The organism is Sulfolobus sp. E5-1-F (assembly GCF_009601705.1).
Taxonomy (GTDB): domain Archaea; phylum Thermoproteota; class Thermoprotei_A; order Sulfolobales; family Sulfolobaceae; genus Saccharolobus.
This window is the reverse complement of the sequence record NZ_CP045687.1, coordinates 954,335-971,705: the sequence shown is the minus strand read 5'-3', so window position 1 is coordinate 971,705 and position 17,371 is coordinate 954,335. Positions and strand designations below refer to the sequence as shown.

At 34.9% G+C, this 17,371-nt stretch carries 7 protein-coding genes and 3 CRISPR repeat arrays (1 of these 10 only partly in view); of the genes, 1 reads left to right on the top strand and 6 read right to left on the bottom strand.

Annotated elements, in window-relative coordinates; genetic code table 11:
• Nucleotides 1–350 precede the first annotated feature (350 nt).
• Nucleotides 351–3,987: a CRISPR direct-repeat array (repeat unit 24 nt; unit sequence GTAACAACGAAAAGAAACTAAAAC).
• A gap of 447 nt (nt 3,988–4,434) precedes the next feature.
• The 6 genes from GFS03_RS04845 to cmr1 are packed head-to-tail and all read right to left on the bottom strand — an operon-like array spanning nt 4,435 to nt 11,293.
• Entirely contained in the window at nt 4,435–5,295 is an 861-nt protein-coding gene (locus GFS03_RS04845) for a type III-B CRISPR module-associated Cmr3 family protein (protein ID WP_162000400.1), read from the bottom strand.
• Between the two features lie 7 nt (nt 5,296–5,302).
• Nucleotides 5,303–7,846 (bottom strand): type III-B CRISPR-associated protein Cas10/Cmr2, encoded by a 2,544-nt coding sequence (cas10, locus tag GFS03_RS04840; RefSeq protein WP_153422763.1) that lies wholly within the window; start codon nt 7,844–7,846, stop codon nt 5,303–5,305.
• Nucleotides 7,840–8,526, bottom strand: a complete 687-nt coding sequence (cmr6, locus tag GFS03_RS04835; protein WP_153422762.1) for a type III-B CRISPR module RAMP protein Cmr6 — start codon at nt 8,524–8,526, stop codon at nt 7,840–7,842. Before cmr6 ends, cas10 begins: the two co-directional genes overlap by 7 nt.
• Nucleotides 8,527–8,530: 4 nt before the next feature.
• Complete coding sequence (gene cmr5 / locus GFS03_RS04830) at nt 8,531–8,932, bottom strand: type III-B CRISPR module-associated protein Cmr5 (protein ID WP_153422761.1); 402 nt, start codon at nt 8,930–8,932, stop codon at nt 8,531–8,533.
• Between the two features lie 2 nt (nt 8,933–8,934).
• Entirely contained in the window at nt 8,935–9,816 is an 882-nt protein-coding gene (gene cmr4 / locus GFS03_RS04825) for a type III-B CRISPR module RAMP protein Cmr4 (RefSeq protein WP_153422760.1), read from the bottom strand.
• A gap of 10 nt (nt 9,817–9,826) precedes the next feature.
• Nucleotides 9,827–11,293, bottom strand: coding sequence for a type III-B CRISPR module RAMP protein Cmr1 (gene cmr1 / locus GFS03_RS04820; protein ID WP_153422759.1), 1,467 nt, complete (start codon nt 11,291–11,293; stop codon nt 9,827–9,829).
• A gap of 232 nt (nt 11,294–11,525) precedes the next feature.
• Nucleotides 11,526–15,070: direct repeats of the CRISPR family, unit length 24 nt; unit sequence GTTTTAGTTTCTTTTCGTTGTTAC.
• A 206-nt stretch (nt 15,071–15,276) separates the two neighbouring features.
• Between cmr1 and GFS03_RS04815 the strand changes: the two genes are divergently transcribed.
• Nucleotides 15,277–16,227 (top strand): IS1 family transposase, encoded by a 951-nt coding sequence (locus GFS03_RS04815; protein WP_167738480.1) that lies wholly within the window; start codon nt 15,277–15,279, stop codon nt 16,225–16,227.
• A gap of 61 nt (nt 16,228–16,288) precedes the next feature.
• A CRISPR array of direct repeats spans nt 16,289–17,371; the repeat unit is 24 nt; unit sequence GTTTTAGTTTCTTTTCGTTGTTAC; it runs 474 nt beyond the window's last position.

The window sequence follows — 17,371 nt, the reverse complement described above, 5'->3', positions numbered from 1 at the left end:
TATTCAACTTCAATAGTTTAAAGATTTACTCAGAAGTTAGACATAATATTTATTTTATTTCCTTTTTAAAATATTGTATCTTAAGTAGAAAGAAGAAAGTTTCTCTAGATGACTGCCTAAGGTGATTTTATCAAGAAGTTCTCTTACCCTTTAAGGTTTATAAATGTTGAAATTTCCCTTGTTTTTAAGGAATATCCACCTTCAAAACCCTCAACATACGGGGTATTAGGTTAACCCTAAAACTACGTAAAATCCCCTTCCACACAAAAGATACCAGTTTAGGTTGTGGAAGGAACAGAAATATTTATAAATACGAAAACTCAACTAAATCTTGAGGAGGCCGAGAGCCAGTAACAACGAAAAGAAACTAAAACTGATATCCACCTGGGTTTTGATTTGGCGGTATCTGTAACAACGAAAAGAAACTAAAACAATGAGATGGCTCCTCAGGTAACAGCAGTTCAACAGACGAGAGAGTAACAACGAAAAGAAACTAAAACCCAAGTTTAAAAATCTTTCTCTCTCTTTTTACGCAGTAACAACGAAAAGAAACTAAAACAAAAAGTTCTATACGTCCAAGGAATATCAAGAACTGATAGTAACAACGAAAAGAAACTAAAACCTTTTAGAAAACTATGCTGCAAGATATAGTGTTTGTAACAACGAAAAGAAACTAAAACTCGTTGTTACTCAGAACGGAAACCTGCAAGGTCAATTGTTTCGTTTCCGTAACAACGAAAAGAAACTAAAACTCAAAATTCTTGATGTGTATGAAGCTGGCTACGTAGTAACAACGAAAAGAAACTAAAACACGTCAGAAATTGTTGATGAAGGACTTTCAATTCGTAACAACGAAAAGAAACTAAAACAGCTTGCATGCAAATTGAATAATTCAGCCGGTATGAGTAACAACGAAAAGAAACTAAAACTTGACAAGATAGAGGCGGAGGCAAAGCAATTACCGGAGGTAACAACGAAAAGAAACTAAAACAGGGTGAAATGATGTACCCCTATCTTGTTAGCATAGTAACAACGAAAAGAAACTAAAACTGAAGACGAAAATAAATTGGCGGATTTAACGCTTGTAACAACGAAAAGAAACTAAAACAACAGTCCAGAAATCAGAGCAAAAGCAGTTTACTCAAGTAACAACGAAAAGAAACTAAAACTTTGTCAATTCCCTTCATCGAGAAAACACGTAAAAGTAACAACGAAAAGAAACTAAAACCTAATTGGTCATCATCACCAAATGCAATAATAAGTAACAACGAAAAGAAACTAAAACCTTTTGTGCTTGTAATATGGCATTAAAAGATAAGTGTAACAACGAAAAGAAACTAAAACTCCCACTTGTTACCATAACTGCTAAACCAAACGTGTAACAACGAAAAGAAACTAAAACCCGTTCCGTTCTCCGTACCGTACTGTTCTGTTCTATAGTAACAACGAAAAGAAACTAAAACTTTTGAGTTTGTATATGCCCGAGTTTAGTGTTGTAGTAACAACGAAAAGAAACTAAAACCCAATGGCACATATACTACCATATCTTTTGTCTCGTAACAACGAAAAGAAACTAAAACATTTTTTTTGAGTGAACGTAAACGACGCGGTAGACGTAACAACGAAAAGAAACTAAAACAATATCTTTCGTTTCGTCTGCATATTTTGTATTCAGTAACAACGAAAAGAAACTAAAACATTGGAATTTTGCTGGAACTACGGTACCATCTGGCTGGAGTAACAACGAAAAGAAACTAAAACATAATGGCGAAAGTCAAGTCCAAACTGAGTCACTTACAGTAACAACGAAAAGAAACTAAAACTGTGACAATTGGCAAAGATGAAAGCGGTAATATTAGTAACAACGAAAAGAAACTAAAACCTTTGGGAACTTTCAACGTAATTCCCACTCACTATAGTAACAACGAAAAGAAACTAAAACACTCCCTTGTCCATCGTTAGTTTGCCCTGCATTCAGTAACAACGAAAAGAAACTAAAACCCACCGCCAGCTACGCTTTCCTCAACCACAACATCGTAACAACGAAAAGAAACTAAAACGAATTTTTGTCGTTTTCTTTATTTTTGGTTATACACAGTAACAACGAAAAGAAACTAAAACCTATCTTTTTAATGTCCCATGTAAACGTTTCTATTGTAACAACGAAAAGAAACTAAAACATATAGGTTTGCTGTTTTGCATTAGGAGGAAGTGGTAACAACGAAAAGAAACTAAAACACTAGTCTCTATTGCCAAATAGGAAACCTAGTAATAGGTAACAACGAAAAGAAACTAAAACTTTCTTTTTCTTTCTCAAGAATGGTTTCTTTTCCGGTAACAACGAAAAGAAACTAAAACCCATATCTTTACATAGAATCAAATGTATAAAAATGTGTAACAACGAAAAGAAACTAAAACTTTTGAGATTTGTAGGCTCTGTTGTTCGCTTTCAAGTAACAACGAAAAGAAACTAAAACTTAGAGACAGGCTGTTAGTCATTTTCAGACTGAATTGTAACAACGAAAAGAAACTAAAACATTTATCAACACGGCATTCACAGTCATTTATGTGTAACAACGAAAAGAAACTAAAACATATTACACGTACTTGATACGGTAGTAGAAGATACAGGTAACAACGAAAAGAAACTAAAACACGAAATTCACCATCCTGTTTATGTTATCTTGTGGTAACAACGAAAAGAAACTAAAACATGGAGCACATTTCTGTTCCTTAGCTTCAGTTAGCGTAACAACGAAAAGAAACTAAAACACAATTGATACAACTAATGTAATGTCAAAATACGTGTAACAACGAAAAGAAACTAAAACAGTGTTAGAGCTGTCCACGTTTTTCTCCCCCTCCTTCTGTAACAACGAAAAGAAACTAAAACACAACAACAGCTCCACGAAGCTGGAATGTCGGAGCCCCAGTAACAACGAAAAGAAACTAAAACCGTATGGATTCTTCTCTTTTTCTTCACTAGCCTTGTAACAACGAAAAGAAACTAAAACCTTGTTTTTCGTTCGCGGGAAGAGGGGGATTATTTGTAACAACGAAAAGAAACTAAAACAGGTTAACAGGCTTTGGGATGCGAAGATTATCGAGTAACAACGAAAAGAAACTAAAACCGCATATCAACAATATCTGCAGACGCTAGAGCAAGCAGTAACAACGAAAAGAAACTAAAACTGTCTATCTAAAGTTGTAGATACAAACACACCATGTAACAACGAAAAGAAACTAAAACAGATATTACTAGCCATTACTAAAAACAACGAACTGGGTAACAAAGAAAAGAAACTAAAACTGGAAACTCAACAATCAGCAGTCTTCGCCAGAAGGCATATTCGTAACAACGAAAAGAAACTAAAACTTGATAACTCTGAGCACGGGCAAATCTATCGACAAGTAACAACGAAAAGAAACTAAAACATATGTATTGTTACATTTATTGTTGTTGATGAAGGAATGGTAACAACGAAAAGAAACTAAAACGTGGTGCTTGTGGTAATTCGCCCTGATACTGTTGTGTAACAACGAAAAGAAACTAAAACTGTTGTGCTTTTACCAATGCCTTTAGACATAATTATGGCTTTGTGGTAACAACGAAAAGAAACTAAAACTCTATTAGTTCTTCTTTATTATAGCTGTTCTTCAATGTAACAACGAAAAGAAACTAAAACCACACTCCTCATAGATGAATGATCTCTTCCTCTCCATGTAACAACGAAAAGAAACTAAAACAAATGGCATTCGCAAAGGCCTCTAGTCCGCTAACAATGTAACAACGAAAAGAAACTAAAACAAGCGTATATTGAAAGTGATGGTACCCATAAATTAGGTAACAACGAAAAGAAACTAAAACACCTTGGGCTTTTGGTATTATTGTTGCCATTAAGTGGTAACAACGAAAAGAAACTAAAACATCATAACACTCTCCCCACGACTTCTCTAGCGATTGTAACAACGAAAAGAAACTAAAACATAACAACAAGTGGTTAAGGGTGATGATCTACAAGTAGTACTTTACGTAAATTTACCTTAAACCTTAAATATTAACATAGATTCTCTTCAAGAAGATTTAAGTAATCGTAAATAGTTTAAGGGTATACAGTATAAATACACCTTAAATTCTACATTGAAAAAACTAAACGTTACATACTATGCGTCGTTTTCAGGAAACTACTATACAAGGTATCAGTTATTATATGATTCCCCTGGATAATTGAGATGATAATGGTAATAGAGAAAAGAGGAGGTTTTAAATCTTTAAGGGCTAGAAGATATTGAGACAATTTTATGCTTTATAACGAGACCTACAAAAATTCAGTTCACGTCAGAGTTATTTCACGAACGTCACTTTTATCTATTTTTATGGAATTTAGGAAAAAGCTTTTCCTTTCGTAATCTAAAAGATGAGACTGTGAAATATCATTGAAGTTCATTTGACTCTTGTTTTGGCTCAATTGATTTTAATGGTACTATACTTCCATAGCCGATCTGGGAGTATAGGCCAATGCTTTCACACTGTGCTTCCCTATCTAGTTCTATAATTGACCCCGGCATTATAGCCCTATATATTGGCTTTCTCTTTTTTAGTCTCACATTGAATCCTAATCCTACGGAATATATTACTCCTTGTTCTATTTTTATATTTGTATTGTTTACTGTTATTTCGAAATTGTCTTTCTCTTCTCCTTCTATTAATAGGGGTGATATGACATACGCTTTTCTAGACTTTTCACAATTTATTTGAACTTCTTTTTTGTACATTTTAGCAGCTCTTTCTTCTCCTCCAAACTTTACCACTTTCTCCCCTATAATTTCCGTTTTACCTTCATATCTATAACAAAACTCCATGTTTTCAAAATCCCTGAATGTTACTGAGTATATATATCCTTCTTTTGTTACTCTTTGCTTTTCGTCGAGGGCTATTCCTATTCTGGTTGTTGCTTTAGTCTCTATGGATTTTGTTTTGTCTATTGTACCGTTGGATAGTAGGAAGAATTTATTTTTTAGGTAGTTGTAGACGTAAGTGATGTTGGAGTAAAGTACTATTGGTCCCCATAAATTACCGTTAAGGGTATACGATTGGTCAGTCTCCTTTTTGGATTCGTCTAAGTTGACTGTTTTATTCTCTATGTTTATTGTAGATATTATCCCAGCTATTGTTGATGGTAATGGTATATTCAGCGATTCAGCTCTAGAGTAGGGTCCCTTTAGGTTAATGTCGAATTCACCGTGGAGTCTAAATAACGTGGGTTCTAATGGTTTGAAACATATTAGTTGCATTTTCATATCACCTAGTTAATATTTTGTAACCTTTAACTAAGTTGATTAGGAATGGTGTATTATTTTCATCTTTTTCCCTTCTCACATCGGGAATATTAAAGGAGATTTTACCATTACTATTTCTTTTGAGTAGGAATTTAGTGAAAGTTTCAGGTTTCTTTCTGAGAAATTCTTCATGATTTATCACATCGTAAATGAACGATTTAGATAGAGCTTTTACGTCTATAAATTTTTTGAGCGTCTCGAAATTCTCGAGGAGGTCTAAGGGAATGTAGGATTCCTCATCACCGTCAGTAACTATTAGCGTGTCTTTTTGTTTTTTGATTTCGATCCAATTGGAATCCTTTGCCTTATCTAATAGCTCGTTCATTTGGGATATTGGCCAATATATCGGTTCTCTGTAGTGCATAACGTAAACTGCATAGGATCTGGTTGTAGGGAATAGGGGTAAGCCATATTTATCGAAGTGATTTGATTGTGGTGTTCCCATATAGTTTTCTCTGGTTTTTGTGATGATCTCTATAGTTGGGTTTATGCTCTTAATATCCTCATTAGGAGCTAAGGCTAAGATGTCGTCACCACCCACGTAAACTGGGATACCGTAGTTTTCGTATATTATTTCCGCATCTCTAATTGCTATTCTCATTAGCATTTGGCTGATCGTGGTCAGATATGATGGGGTTATGATAAACGTGGTTGGCCTTTCCTTTAATCTACCTATTATATCTTGTTTGTTTTTCACATTAAGTGCGTGTTTTAAGTAGAACTCTGTAGTAGTGCCTTCGGAAATTGATAGTACTTCAGATAGTTGACCAGTTAGGATTTTCCCTATTCCGTCTCCATCTCCCTTAATAATGGAGTAGTATGTGTGTGGAGCCTTTTTTAATCTGTTTTGTAGGCTCTTTCTAAGTTGTTGGTCGTCAAAGTAAGTGGAGGTAGCTTCTTCAAATAGTAGCCACGAGTCTCTTTTCGGTAGTTCATCGTAGAGTCTCCAACTTTTGGTATGTTGATATTGTATTATTTTATCTAAATCCTTTAATTTATCGAGATTTTTCGCTATTTCAAGTTTGAATGTTGCAGAGGCTAAGTCTCCTACTGAAATGAAATCCAGCTGAATGCCTTCCTCTTGAGAGTTGAATAGTTTGGGAATTACGGTATGGGCTTTGATCGAGAAGAGTCTCTTCGTTAGACACCAAGGGCATAGCTTTTCCGATGGCGAAACCAATACTCTATTTCTTTGGTTGTTATTCCAATAATTATCATCTTCTCTTGGCAAAATTAGAATAGCAGGATTTTCGCCACACATTGTACAGTAATCGTAATTTTTGCTCGACTGGAGTGGGGCTGTTACACGTGGTATTTCGGTAATGGTTTTAATTACCTTAACGCTCCGATTTATTTTCCTCAGATCGTCAATTATGTTGCCAAAGGACGTGTTCTCATCTATACTGCGTAATTTTGTATTAGGGATTAAATTTTTCCTTACGAAGAACGGTAATTTTTTAGCTAATCTTCTCAGTTCATCCAGTATACTTTCTATATCATATCTCTGAAATATCTCTGATGAACTCTCTAGGACTTTATCTACTATTTTTTCCCATGTTTTTCTTTCCTCTATGTTTACGTTATGTGGTAACAGTATAGAAATTGTCCCAGGTATTACGGAAAATCTTGGATAATTATTGATTTTCAGATCGCAATTATTCACGTCTTTATACAATACAGAGCAGATCAGATCAAGTAATTTTTCCCTTAAATTTACGTTTTTAATTTCCTCATTTAGGACTGTGTAATAGAAGAATGGATTAAATCTAGCCGTTGGGATTATTAATATATCTCCACCATATTCTCTCACAAAGTCCTTTATTAGAAGCCACGAATATAAGGATACTAGATAGCTTGAAGCCCATAAATCCCTCAATTTCCTAGACTTTGAAATGAAATTCTGAATTCCAGCTACATCGATGTAATATAAGTCAAAATCTTTGAAGATTATATTATAGCTCATAGCAGTGGCATATAGATGATCGAATACTGTGTGAGTGGGAATTCTAGTATCTGCTGGGGTTAGGGGTAATTCATTTTTTATCCAAAGTAGTTCATATGCTGTGTAGAGTACGTGATATGCCTCCCTTTCGTCTTTAGTCATTTTAAGATACTCATTGAGCTTTTTTGCTATTCCCATGACCTCTTGCAGATCTATACTCCTCCGCGATATCTCCCTAAAGTGCCTAGGGTCGATTATGTTCTTCAAGACAATTTTATTATCTTCCGGCTCTAAATTTGATAAACCTAATCTATCCACAGCAGAGGCGTAATGGTCAGCATCTCTAACATTTTCAAACGTTCTTTTAAGTTCATTTTCATCTAAATGTAATGGAGTACCTTCAATAGCTTCAAATGCGAAACAAAGTGCCTCCGTCTCATGAGCTTTTAAGCCAGAGAACTTATCGCATAGTCTCTGTCCTTTTAAAGATCCAGTTACTACATATGCCTTATGAGGTGGATCGTGAAGTAGGGAAATTGCCTTTTCTTTAAAGTTCATTAACATGTCGAAGGCTCACCCTCCAATATAAAATACGAATAACCAGAAGAAGTCTTAGCTCCAATGCCCAATATTAAGGCGTCCTTTATTGCTTCTCTTACGTCTTTTTCCTTTTTCTCATCTAATAAGTTTGAATAGTAAATGAACTCAAAGGTTACATTAGGTGCTACTACAGGGTAAAGTACTGGTATTGGTGTTACATCAGTCTCGTCCTTTACATTATTATAATGTGGGGTCATTACTTCGGGATATATTATGTAATTTTGTTTACTTATAGGCATTGCGTCTGTGAAACCTATTTTATCATCGAATATTTTATCATCCTTATATTTCTTTCTATAAATAGCCCTAACAGCTCCCTTTATCTGAGACCCATATATTACTGGTACGTTGAAGATCCAGTTAAAGGATAAGCCTATTTCGTAAGGTATAGTTCCGAATATGTCTCCCCTGCCAAATGTAGCTCTATAAGCGCTCTTTATCTTATATACGTAACAGTTTTTGTAATATTTACTAATACCGTGTCTAATTTCCTCGTAGTATTGTATTACACTATCTAGGTTAACGTTACTACTTTCCTTAGCTAAATTTACTAACAATTCCCTCTTTTTATTGTCGTTCCAATTATTGTTATTCATAAGCTCAATCCATGAGGCGATTAAGTAACTTAATAGGTTCTTAGCCATTATCTTATCCCTCGAATTCAGCCTCAATCAGTCTTTTTAAATACTGTAAAGGTAAATCAATATAGTACTGAACTTTAGCCTCATTTTCAACATTTGAAAGGTTATTCAATATCTCCTTAATATCGTCGCTAGAGACGTTAACCCCTAGATGTATGAGAGCCTCTTTCACGTATTTTATCAGAATTTTCATTACCTCGTAATATGCTTTCTCATCATCTGATAATTGTTCTTTATTACCTACCTTAGAATAATAGAAATAAAGCACAGTCCTGATTCCGAAGGAGCTTATCAATGATGGCAATTCCCTCACTCTCGCCCTAATTTTCTTCCTTAATTCCGCCTTATCCTTAACTTCTTTACTTAAGGCATTAAAATCGTTGAGGACAGAGTCAAGAATTTTTTCCATTCTCAAACCCCAAATCTACTTATCTTCACTAAACCCTTTCCAGTGGTCTCCTTTCCACCTATGAATATGTATTGATAAGAGGTGGAGGACTTTTGACTCTTAGATTCTGTACTCTGATTTAAGGATAGGAGTTGCTCGATCTCCTTCATTGTCTCCTCATCTTTATATAAGAACAAGGTTATGAAATACGAATATGGAGGGATGTATTCTTCCGTCCATGGTCCAGCTTCAACAGTCTTATTATCATTCAGCTTAACCCTTGCTATTCTCATCAGACTCCTATCAATTAAAGCCTTAGCGATCAAATCGTTCTTAAGTGCAACTAGCGGTTTCTCCAATTGAAGGAGTTTCTTTATTTTTAGTATTTCGTCATCTTGTTGATTTTTACCTATTTGGTAACTCTCAGCTAAAAATTCGTTTCCAATGTTCTCTGAAGCTAGAACCTCAGCTTTGCTAAAATCAGGTTTGACATAATTACTTTTCCTCATTAAAATATTATATATTTCTAAGTACATGTTAAGCCTCTGAATTAAGAAATCCGAAGTAAGATAAACGTATACGTTATTTAAGGCTCTAGTAGGAATAGTTAGTAAATAAGCGTCAAGAACACTAAACTTGGATTGATTAGTTTCCTCAACTGTCTCCTCACTTCCTCCAAATATTTTCCTCTCTAAATTATTACTATTCCCACCACTCTTCATCTTTCTATATGCAGACCTAATAGCACCCTTAATACTACTTGAATAGATTATAGGATAACCTAATGTATCTCTTTGCACTGGCAAATCTACACTACCCAAAGTTTGACCTACACCCGGATGAAGAGGTGTTAATACCTTTATGTAAACTGGCGTGGCGTATTTATAAGTTACTTCAAGTAGCACTTTCCATCACCTACTTTATGATGTCATAGATTATTTTAATTGCAAACTTATATGCGTTTTCAAAGTTGAAAGTCCCTTTAACGTAAGGAAATTGGAAATTATTTTTATCGAACATATTCACATAATTGTCATAGGAATTAAACACCTCTAAGTTTTTCACTTCTATGCCTTGTCTGTGATACATACCAAAGTGTTTTAGTTCATCTGGAAAATCCATTGCGTAAAATACTTTAATTAGAATGTAATTCTCCCCTAAGATCTTAAATGAAATTGTCGATTTTCTTCTTATACTTTCGTCCTCTCCTTCTCTATTAACTACTCTATATCCATATCCCCTCTGAGATCTAGGTAATCCTAGTAAAAACGTGTGGATATTAGCTCCATGAAAATGGAATTCAGGTTTTTTTATCCCTGGTCTGGATCGCGCATATGTTGTAGCCTTCATGTTAACTTGCTGTGATTTCCTTAAAATTTCTCTCTTCCATTCCAATTTATTGACGGCTCTCGCTATAGCAACTAACTTCCGTGTACCCGTACTTAGTAAGGGTTTATCACTTGTATTTATTATAAAACAATCGAAATATCTAATAGACGAGGTATTACTAACACTTACGCTTGCAGGTGGAGAAGTTTTTAAACTTAGATTTAAATTAAACATTTTATTTAAATTCTCAAAAAGCGATTTTAGAGCCTTCTCGTAGTTCCTTTTGTTTACACTTTCGATTATATCTTTTGGAATGTAGGGAGATGAAATCCTAATGGGCGTAATACTTCCAAAACCTCTACTACTACCAGAACCAATCCCATCTAAAAATAGCCCTAAGAGTAAAACCAATAGGTCATTAGTTGCAGTAGAAGTATCGAAACCATAAACTTCTATTCCAGCTTCAATTTCCTCATCCAACAAGAACGTTTGCTGGAAAAGTCTCTTGAGGTATTTTATAACACCCTCTTTATTCTCATTTTTTTGGATTTCATCACTTTCTCCCTCTGCCTCTCTGGGAAGAACTAAAAATTTCCTAGCCTCATACATACTACTTATTTTTTCATGTAGTCTCTTAAGAGGTGGCTTTAACTTTGAATATTCGCTCTGTCTTTCCATTTTATCTAGTGTTTCAAACAGTAGGTCCATTATTTTTCCTTCTTTTGATCCTTTTCTCATTTCATTATATAATTTCTCGAAAAATTCATTATTGTAATTCTCGCATTTGGGAAGCTCCTTCGTAGTTACACGTAAAACGTATTTCGAGACCTCTGAAGTGGAACCCAAACGCTTACTAACTTCCTTATCCAATTCATCATACGTTTTATTACCGTCATTTAGAACTACTCTATACCACCATCTCCATAAGGCTTTAATTTCAGTTGGCCTTATAGGCTCTACTTCATTTAGCTCTAGAGAATACGAAGTCCCACCATAACCTCCTATCAGTGGAGAATATACCTTTACGTCAATACTAGCTAAAGGGGTGATCATTTCAACCGTTATATAATTTAAAAAGGTTCTATATAAATATTAAAGCTGCAAATACTTTGTGAATTCGTTGAATTTTAGTGAAGAGTTAAGGAGTTTATAAATAGAAATTTTCATGTCGAGATAAGTCTGAAGAAAAAATAATAGTGGCTTACTATGATAAAAATATTTAATAGACTAACTAAGCACCTCTCTACTTATTCTCATGTTTTAGTTCTGATTTTACTTAGTTGATGTTTTAGTTTCTTTTCGTTGTTACAGGACACGGAATAGCTTCAACTACGCCATGCAAGTGTTTTAGTTTCTTTTCGTTGTTACTTTTACAAAAAGCAACTTATGAGCAAGCCGAAACTGGTTTTAGTTTCTTTTCGTTGTTACTGAAAAAGTTGCGCTGTTAGAGCATAGAATACATGTTTTAGTTTCTTTTCGTTGTTACCAATCTGCAATATCTGAAGCGATTCAACGCTACAATGTTTTAGTTTCTTTTCGTTGTTACACAAGAGTCAAAACCCCCAGAGGGGGGTAGTCAGCAGTTTTAGTTTCTTTTCGTTATTACTTACCCGTTGTGCTATTTACTGCAAATATCCCTTGGTTTTAGTTTCTTTTCGTTGTTACGCTGTGATGTTGTATATTAGAAGGAAGCGGAATGGTTTTAGTTTCTTTTCGTTGTTACTTCGAATCAGCTTCACTTTCCCTCTTCTTTCTAAGCGAGTTTTAGTTTCTTTTCGTTGTTACAGCAGAAAAACAACTTGAAAAAATCCCAGCTAATAGTTTTAGTTTCTTTTCGTTGTTACAGAAGTGCAAAATTGAAAGAGTTAGCGAAGGCATATGTTTTAGTTTCTTTTCGTTGTTACAATTGAAAGCTCGAGGCATTTGGTACTGCAACAACGTTTTAGTTTCTTTTCGTTGTTACTGGGTAAGTAGGCATATACCTCTAAGTGCTCAAAAGTTGGGTTTTAGTTTCTTTTCGTTGTTACCTCATAAACTATTCCCTTATTGTCAGGGTAGTTTACGTTTTAGTTTCTTTTCGTTGTTACTTCTGGCTCAACTGAATAAATATCAGCGATTTCCCGTTTTAGTTTCTTTTCGTTGTTACAGAACTAGAACTAGGCTTTTCCGCGTGGAAAGCAAGTTTTAGTTTCTTTTCGTTGTTACATGCTTCAATAAGCCCGTCAAACGCTGATTTGCAAAGTTTTAGTTTCTTTTCGTTGTTACATTATGCTATTTATCTCAACTGTGAACTTGTGATTAGTTTTAGTTTCTTTTCGTTGTTACAGTAGAAATGAGTGCACCCCAGGGGAAAAGAATTGACCAGTTTTAGTTTCTTTTCGTTGTTACATATCCTTTACGTATATATAATTATGGCAAACGAAGTTTTAGTTTCTTTTCGTTGTTACTTGATTTGTTGTACGTTTCTATTTAAGGCTGAAATTAGTTTTAGTTTCTTTTCGTTGTTACATCTGGGGAAGCACATACACAAGTAGTAGTACCTTAGTTTTAGTTTCTTTTCGTTGTTACAGTCTAGGTACTACGTACCAAAACGACGGCATAACGTTTTAGTTTCTTTTCGTTGTTACCTCCTGTCAATGGGTCTACGTTAGGTTGCACAATGTTTTAGTTTCTTTTCGTTGTTACCCACTCTAGTCTAAATTGAAATGTAGATGCAGAAACGTTTTAGTTTCTTTTCGTTGTTACATTGTCTAAGTTCATAAAAGTATACTTAAACGCAGTTTTAGTTTCTTTTCGTTGTTACTATGACTACCCTCTCATTGCCTATGGCGTAGGGGTTTTAGTTTCTTTTCGTTGTTACCAAAATGCCATCATCGGCAATACTCAGCTACAGCTGGTTTTAGTTTCTTTTCGTTGTTACATTTTGTTCTATACATGTCAAAGAAGGAAAACTCGTTTTAGTTTCTTTTCGTTGTTACCATGGTGAATAGCTTTCATTTGCATATTCAGCTATGTTTTAGTTTCTTTTCGTTGTTACATGGCCCTAGGCTTAGCATTAGACTTGCGAGGAGTAAGGTTTTAGTTTCTTTTCGTTGTTACTCCCCTACTCCTCTGTAATATTTTTGCAATATCTTGTTTTAGTTTCTTTTCGTTGTTACTGAAAGTGAGATAAAAGAAATATTAAAAAAAGTAAGTTTTAGTTTCTTTTCGTTGTTACAAAGTCAGTGTATCATGTACACTATATAAATCATGTTTTAGTTTCTTTTCGTTGTTACGAATCCAACCCATAGAAAGCTACATTGCCTATTAGGTTTTAGTTTCTTTTCGTTGTTACTCACTATTATTCGAAAAAGGAAAAATTGACATGAAGTTTTAGTTTCTTTTCGTTGTTACATCTGGATTATCAGCTATCATTCTCGGGTCAAAACGTTTTAGTTTCTTTTCGTTGTTACAGTGGTTAGTTTCGGTGGAAAGCTTGATTATCTAAGTTTTAGTTTCTTTTCGTTGTTACGACTGTGAATCATGTGCAGCGTATTGTGAAGCCATGGTTTTAGTTTCTTTTCGTTGTTACCCTTTTCGGGCAACAGTTGCCTTAAATTCCAAATATGTTTTAGTTTCTTTTCGTTGTTACATTCAGAGGTGTAAAAATGCCAAAAAAAGTCAAGTTGTTTTAGTTTCTTTTCGTTGTTACAGTATTACCATTCGCAACTCCAATGGACCACGAAGTTTTAGTTTCTTTTCGTTGTTACCAAATATAATGTTCTGCTTTGCGATAAAAAAGAATGGTTTTAGTTTCTTTTCGTTGTTACAAATTGAGCTGGAGCATATAGCGTTCCGCATTGTTGGTTTTAGTTTCTTTTCGTTGTTACTCTCAAAGCCATCAAAAGCAAAGCAAAAGTATTTGCGTTTTAGTTTCTTTTCGTTGTTACATAACTTTAATTTTTACAATTATTTCAACCACATTCGCGTTTTAGTTTCTTTTCGTTGTTACAATTTGGAATAGTTAGCGGAACTACCAAGCGAAAAGTTTTAGTTTCTTTTCGTTGTTACCAATACTTCGAATATAATCGTAAGAGCTTTCTATATGGTTTTAGTTTCTTTTCGTTGTTACCTGACTGCATTTTGCAAAGCTGTTGGCAAACTAGGTGTTTTAGTTTCTTTTCGTTGTTACTTCTAATTTAATCACTTCAGAAACAATCTTTTCGGCAGTTTTAGTTTCTTTTCGTTGTTACTCCGAGCGCAGCAGAAATGGCGAAAGCGGTCCAGGTTTTAGTTTCTTTTCGTTGTTACAAGGAGACAGTAATTTCATCCAGAGAAGGAGATAAGTTTTAGTTTCTTTTCGTTGTTACACTCATTGCATCATCCAATACGGTCAGCAATCTGGGTTTTAGTTTCTTTTCGTTGTTACCGAAAGACGAGAAAGGTATCGTAATTGACATAGAAAAGTTTTAGTTTCTTTTCGTTGTTACTGTTTAGTTTCTTATAGAAGTCCTCAACTATATTATGTTTTAGTTTCTTTTCGTTGTTACTGATTTGTCGAATGATAGTATCTAAGGCGGAAATAAGTTTTAGTTTCTTTTCGTTGTTACACCTTTGTGCCCCTATCGAACTGACTCCTTGCTTCCAGTTTTAGTTTCTTTTCGTTGTTACAGGTCCCTAGCTTTTATTCTCCAAAATTGATTTTAGGTTTTAGTTTCTTTTCGTTGTTACCTCTATTGCTGGTACTTCTGAGACACTAAGCACTTCTGTTTTAGTTTCTTTTCGTTGTTACCATTGAAGGAGAACATTCAAACCATCTTGAAAAATGTTTTAGTTTCTTTTCGTTGTTACAGAACAAGCTGAAACTCTAGCAATAAATCTGGGAGTGTTCTCATGCAGTCATCTTATTCGAAAAGTATTAGTAAAATTATATCAGACTAGAAATTTTTATAATTACTCATCTTAACCTATAGGTTAAGGAATTAGAACGCTAAGGACGGTCTCTAGAATAAGGTTTATGTGCGAGGATTACGAGATTCTCTGTGAGGCTATTACAGATGGATCCCGTAATCCTCGCACAACTAATACTTTTGATTTTAAGAAATTTAAATCTTAAGCCAAGAAAGTACGAGCTAAAGGATCTTGCACTAGCGTTAGCAGCATACTCCTTGGGAGTTCAGATCACGAAAATAGGAATCCCACCATCAACACTATACTACTACGTGAAGAAAGTGGGAATAAGAAGGAGAAGGGAGAAGAGACCAACATGCCCATCATGCAACTCCAACAGAGTAGTCAAGAACGGCTCATCCAGAGGGAAAGAAAAATACAAGTGTAAAGCGTGTGGAAGAACGTTTTACAACACGTTGAAGCACAGAATGGATAGAAAACAAAGGGAGAGAATCTTAAAGGAGTACTTGAACAGGATGAGCATGAGGGCGATATCAAGAGTTGAGGGAAAACCATTAACTACTATCTACAGCCTAATGAAGAGGATTGGAACAAAGGCCTTCACGAGCTTGGTAATATTGAGGGGTCAACTCAAGGGTTTCACTGCTAAGTCTACAGTGTTTGACGAGTTCTGGACTTATCTTCGTGTTAGGCATGGGAAGGTTAGAGCGGATCTCTGGATTTGGACTGCTCTTTCTGATGGGGTACCTTTTTACGAGTCTGGGGACAGAAGTTATGGGACTTTCCGTCTCCTCTTGAGCTGGTTACCTAGGAGTGGGATAAACTATACTGATCACTACTGTGTTTATCAAGTTCTTGATAAACGCGTAGCTAGTAAGAAGTACACTTACATTGTGGAGAGCCATAATTCTTGGTGTAGGTCTCATCTTGCTAGGTTAGCTAGGGATACTAGGGCTGTTAATAGGAGTCAGAGGATGGTGGAATATAGCTTGGCCTTGTTGAACGTTATGTATCCTCACGTATTCTCTAGGGAGATAACGCCCTTAAACGAGACTTACTTGAGGGCAGTACAGTATATTAGAGATGATCTGATATAAATTTACTAACAGTTCTCGAATAAGATGACTGCATGAGAACACTCCCATAAATCTCAGTGGAAGTTTTAGTTTCTTTTCGTTGTTACGATGAGCACTCTTTACACGTTTTTGAACGATAAAAGCGTTTTAGTTTCTTTTCGTTGTTACAGTTAAGCCCCCTTAGTGTAGTTATGTAGCCCTGGGTTTTAGTTTCTTTTCGTTGTTACACGTGTAAAGTGTGCTCATCCACCACCACCAGGTTTTAGTTTCTTTTCGTTGTTACTTATATTTTATATTCTCATTATATACTTGGGTGAAGTTTTAGTTTCTTTTCGTTGTTACATTTATCCTGCACCTTGAATAATCTCTAGTTCATAGTTTTAGTTTCTTTTCGTTGTTACCTTATAATGTTACTCAAATCTAAAGAAAGTGCAATTAGTTTTAGTTTCTTTTCGTTGTTACATGTTAAAGTTGGCCGTAGATATGATGAGGTAGAGGTGTTTTAGTTTCTTTTCGTTGTTACTCCCACACTGCTGTACGTAAGCATCGTAAAACTTTGTAAGTTTTAGTTTCTTTTCGTTGTTACCTGTCCAATATCGGATAGAAAATGCAGGAATATAGTTTTAGTTTCTTTTCGTTGTTACAGAAGGCATACAAAATGGTTACATTTATTTGGCGTACGTTTTAGTTTCTTTTCGTTGTTACTGATAGAGGAGAGTATGTACGCTGGCAAGAGTGTGTTTTAGTTTCTTTTCGTTGTTACATGGAGAATGGTGTGCCTCGTGTATTGCTGGTAGGTTTTAGTTTCTTTTCGTTGTTACGTACAATATACCTTGATCCCCAACATTCCCCCAGTTTTAGTTTCTTTTCGTTGTTACTCACGATAGGAACTGCATCTATTGTACTAGCTAACGTTTTAGTTTCTTTTCGTTGTTACGCTATTGGGCTAAAAGATATAGTAAGCTTCTTAGAGTTTTAGTTTCTTTTCGTTGTTACGAATATATTTATATTTGGAAATCATATTTTAATTTGTTTTAGTTTCTTTTCGTTGTTACAGGAGCCGACACCGCAAAAAGGTGCGCGCAATAGTTTTAGTTTCTTTTCGTTGTTACGTGGAACGTAGCACACAGAGTAGTGAACTCAGTTCGTTTTAGTTTCTTTTCGT

Coding starts and splice junctions, on each gene's coding strand:
- GFS03_RS04845 (WP_162000400.1), bottom strand. CDS start 5,295: ATGCAACTAATATGTTTCAAACCATTAGAACCCACGTTATTTAGACTC.
- cmr5 (WP_153422761.1), bottom strand. CDS start 8,932: ATGGAAAAAATTCTTGACTCTGTCCTCAACGATTTTAATGCCTTAAGT.
- cas10 (WP_153422763.1), bottom strand. CDS start 7,846: ATGTTAATGAACTTTAAAGAAAAGGCAATTTCCCTACTTCACGATCCA.
- GFS03_RS04815 (WP_167738480.1), top strand. CDS start 15,277: ATGGATCCCGTAATCCTCGCACAACTAATACTTTTGATTTTAAGAAAT.
- cmr1 (WP_153422759.1), bottom strand. CDS start 11,293: ATGATCACCCCTTTAGCTAGTATTGACGTAAAGGTATATTCTCCACTG.
- cmr6 (WP_153422762.1), bottom strand. CDS start 8,526: ATGGCTAAGAACCTATTAAGTTACTTAATCGCCTCATGGATTGAGCTT.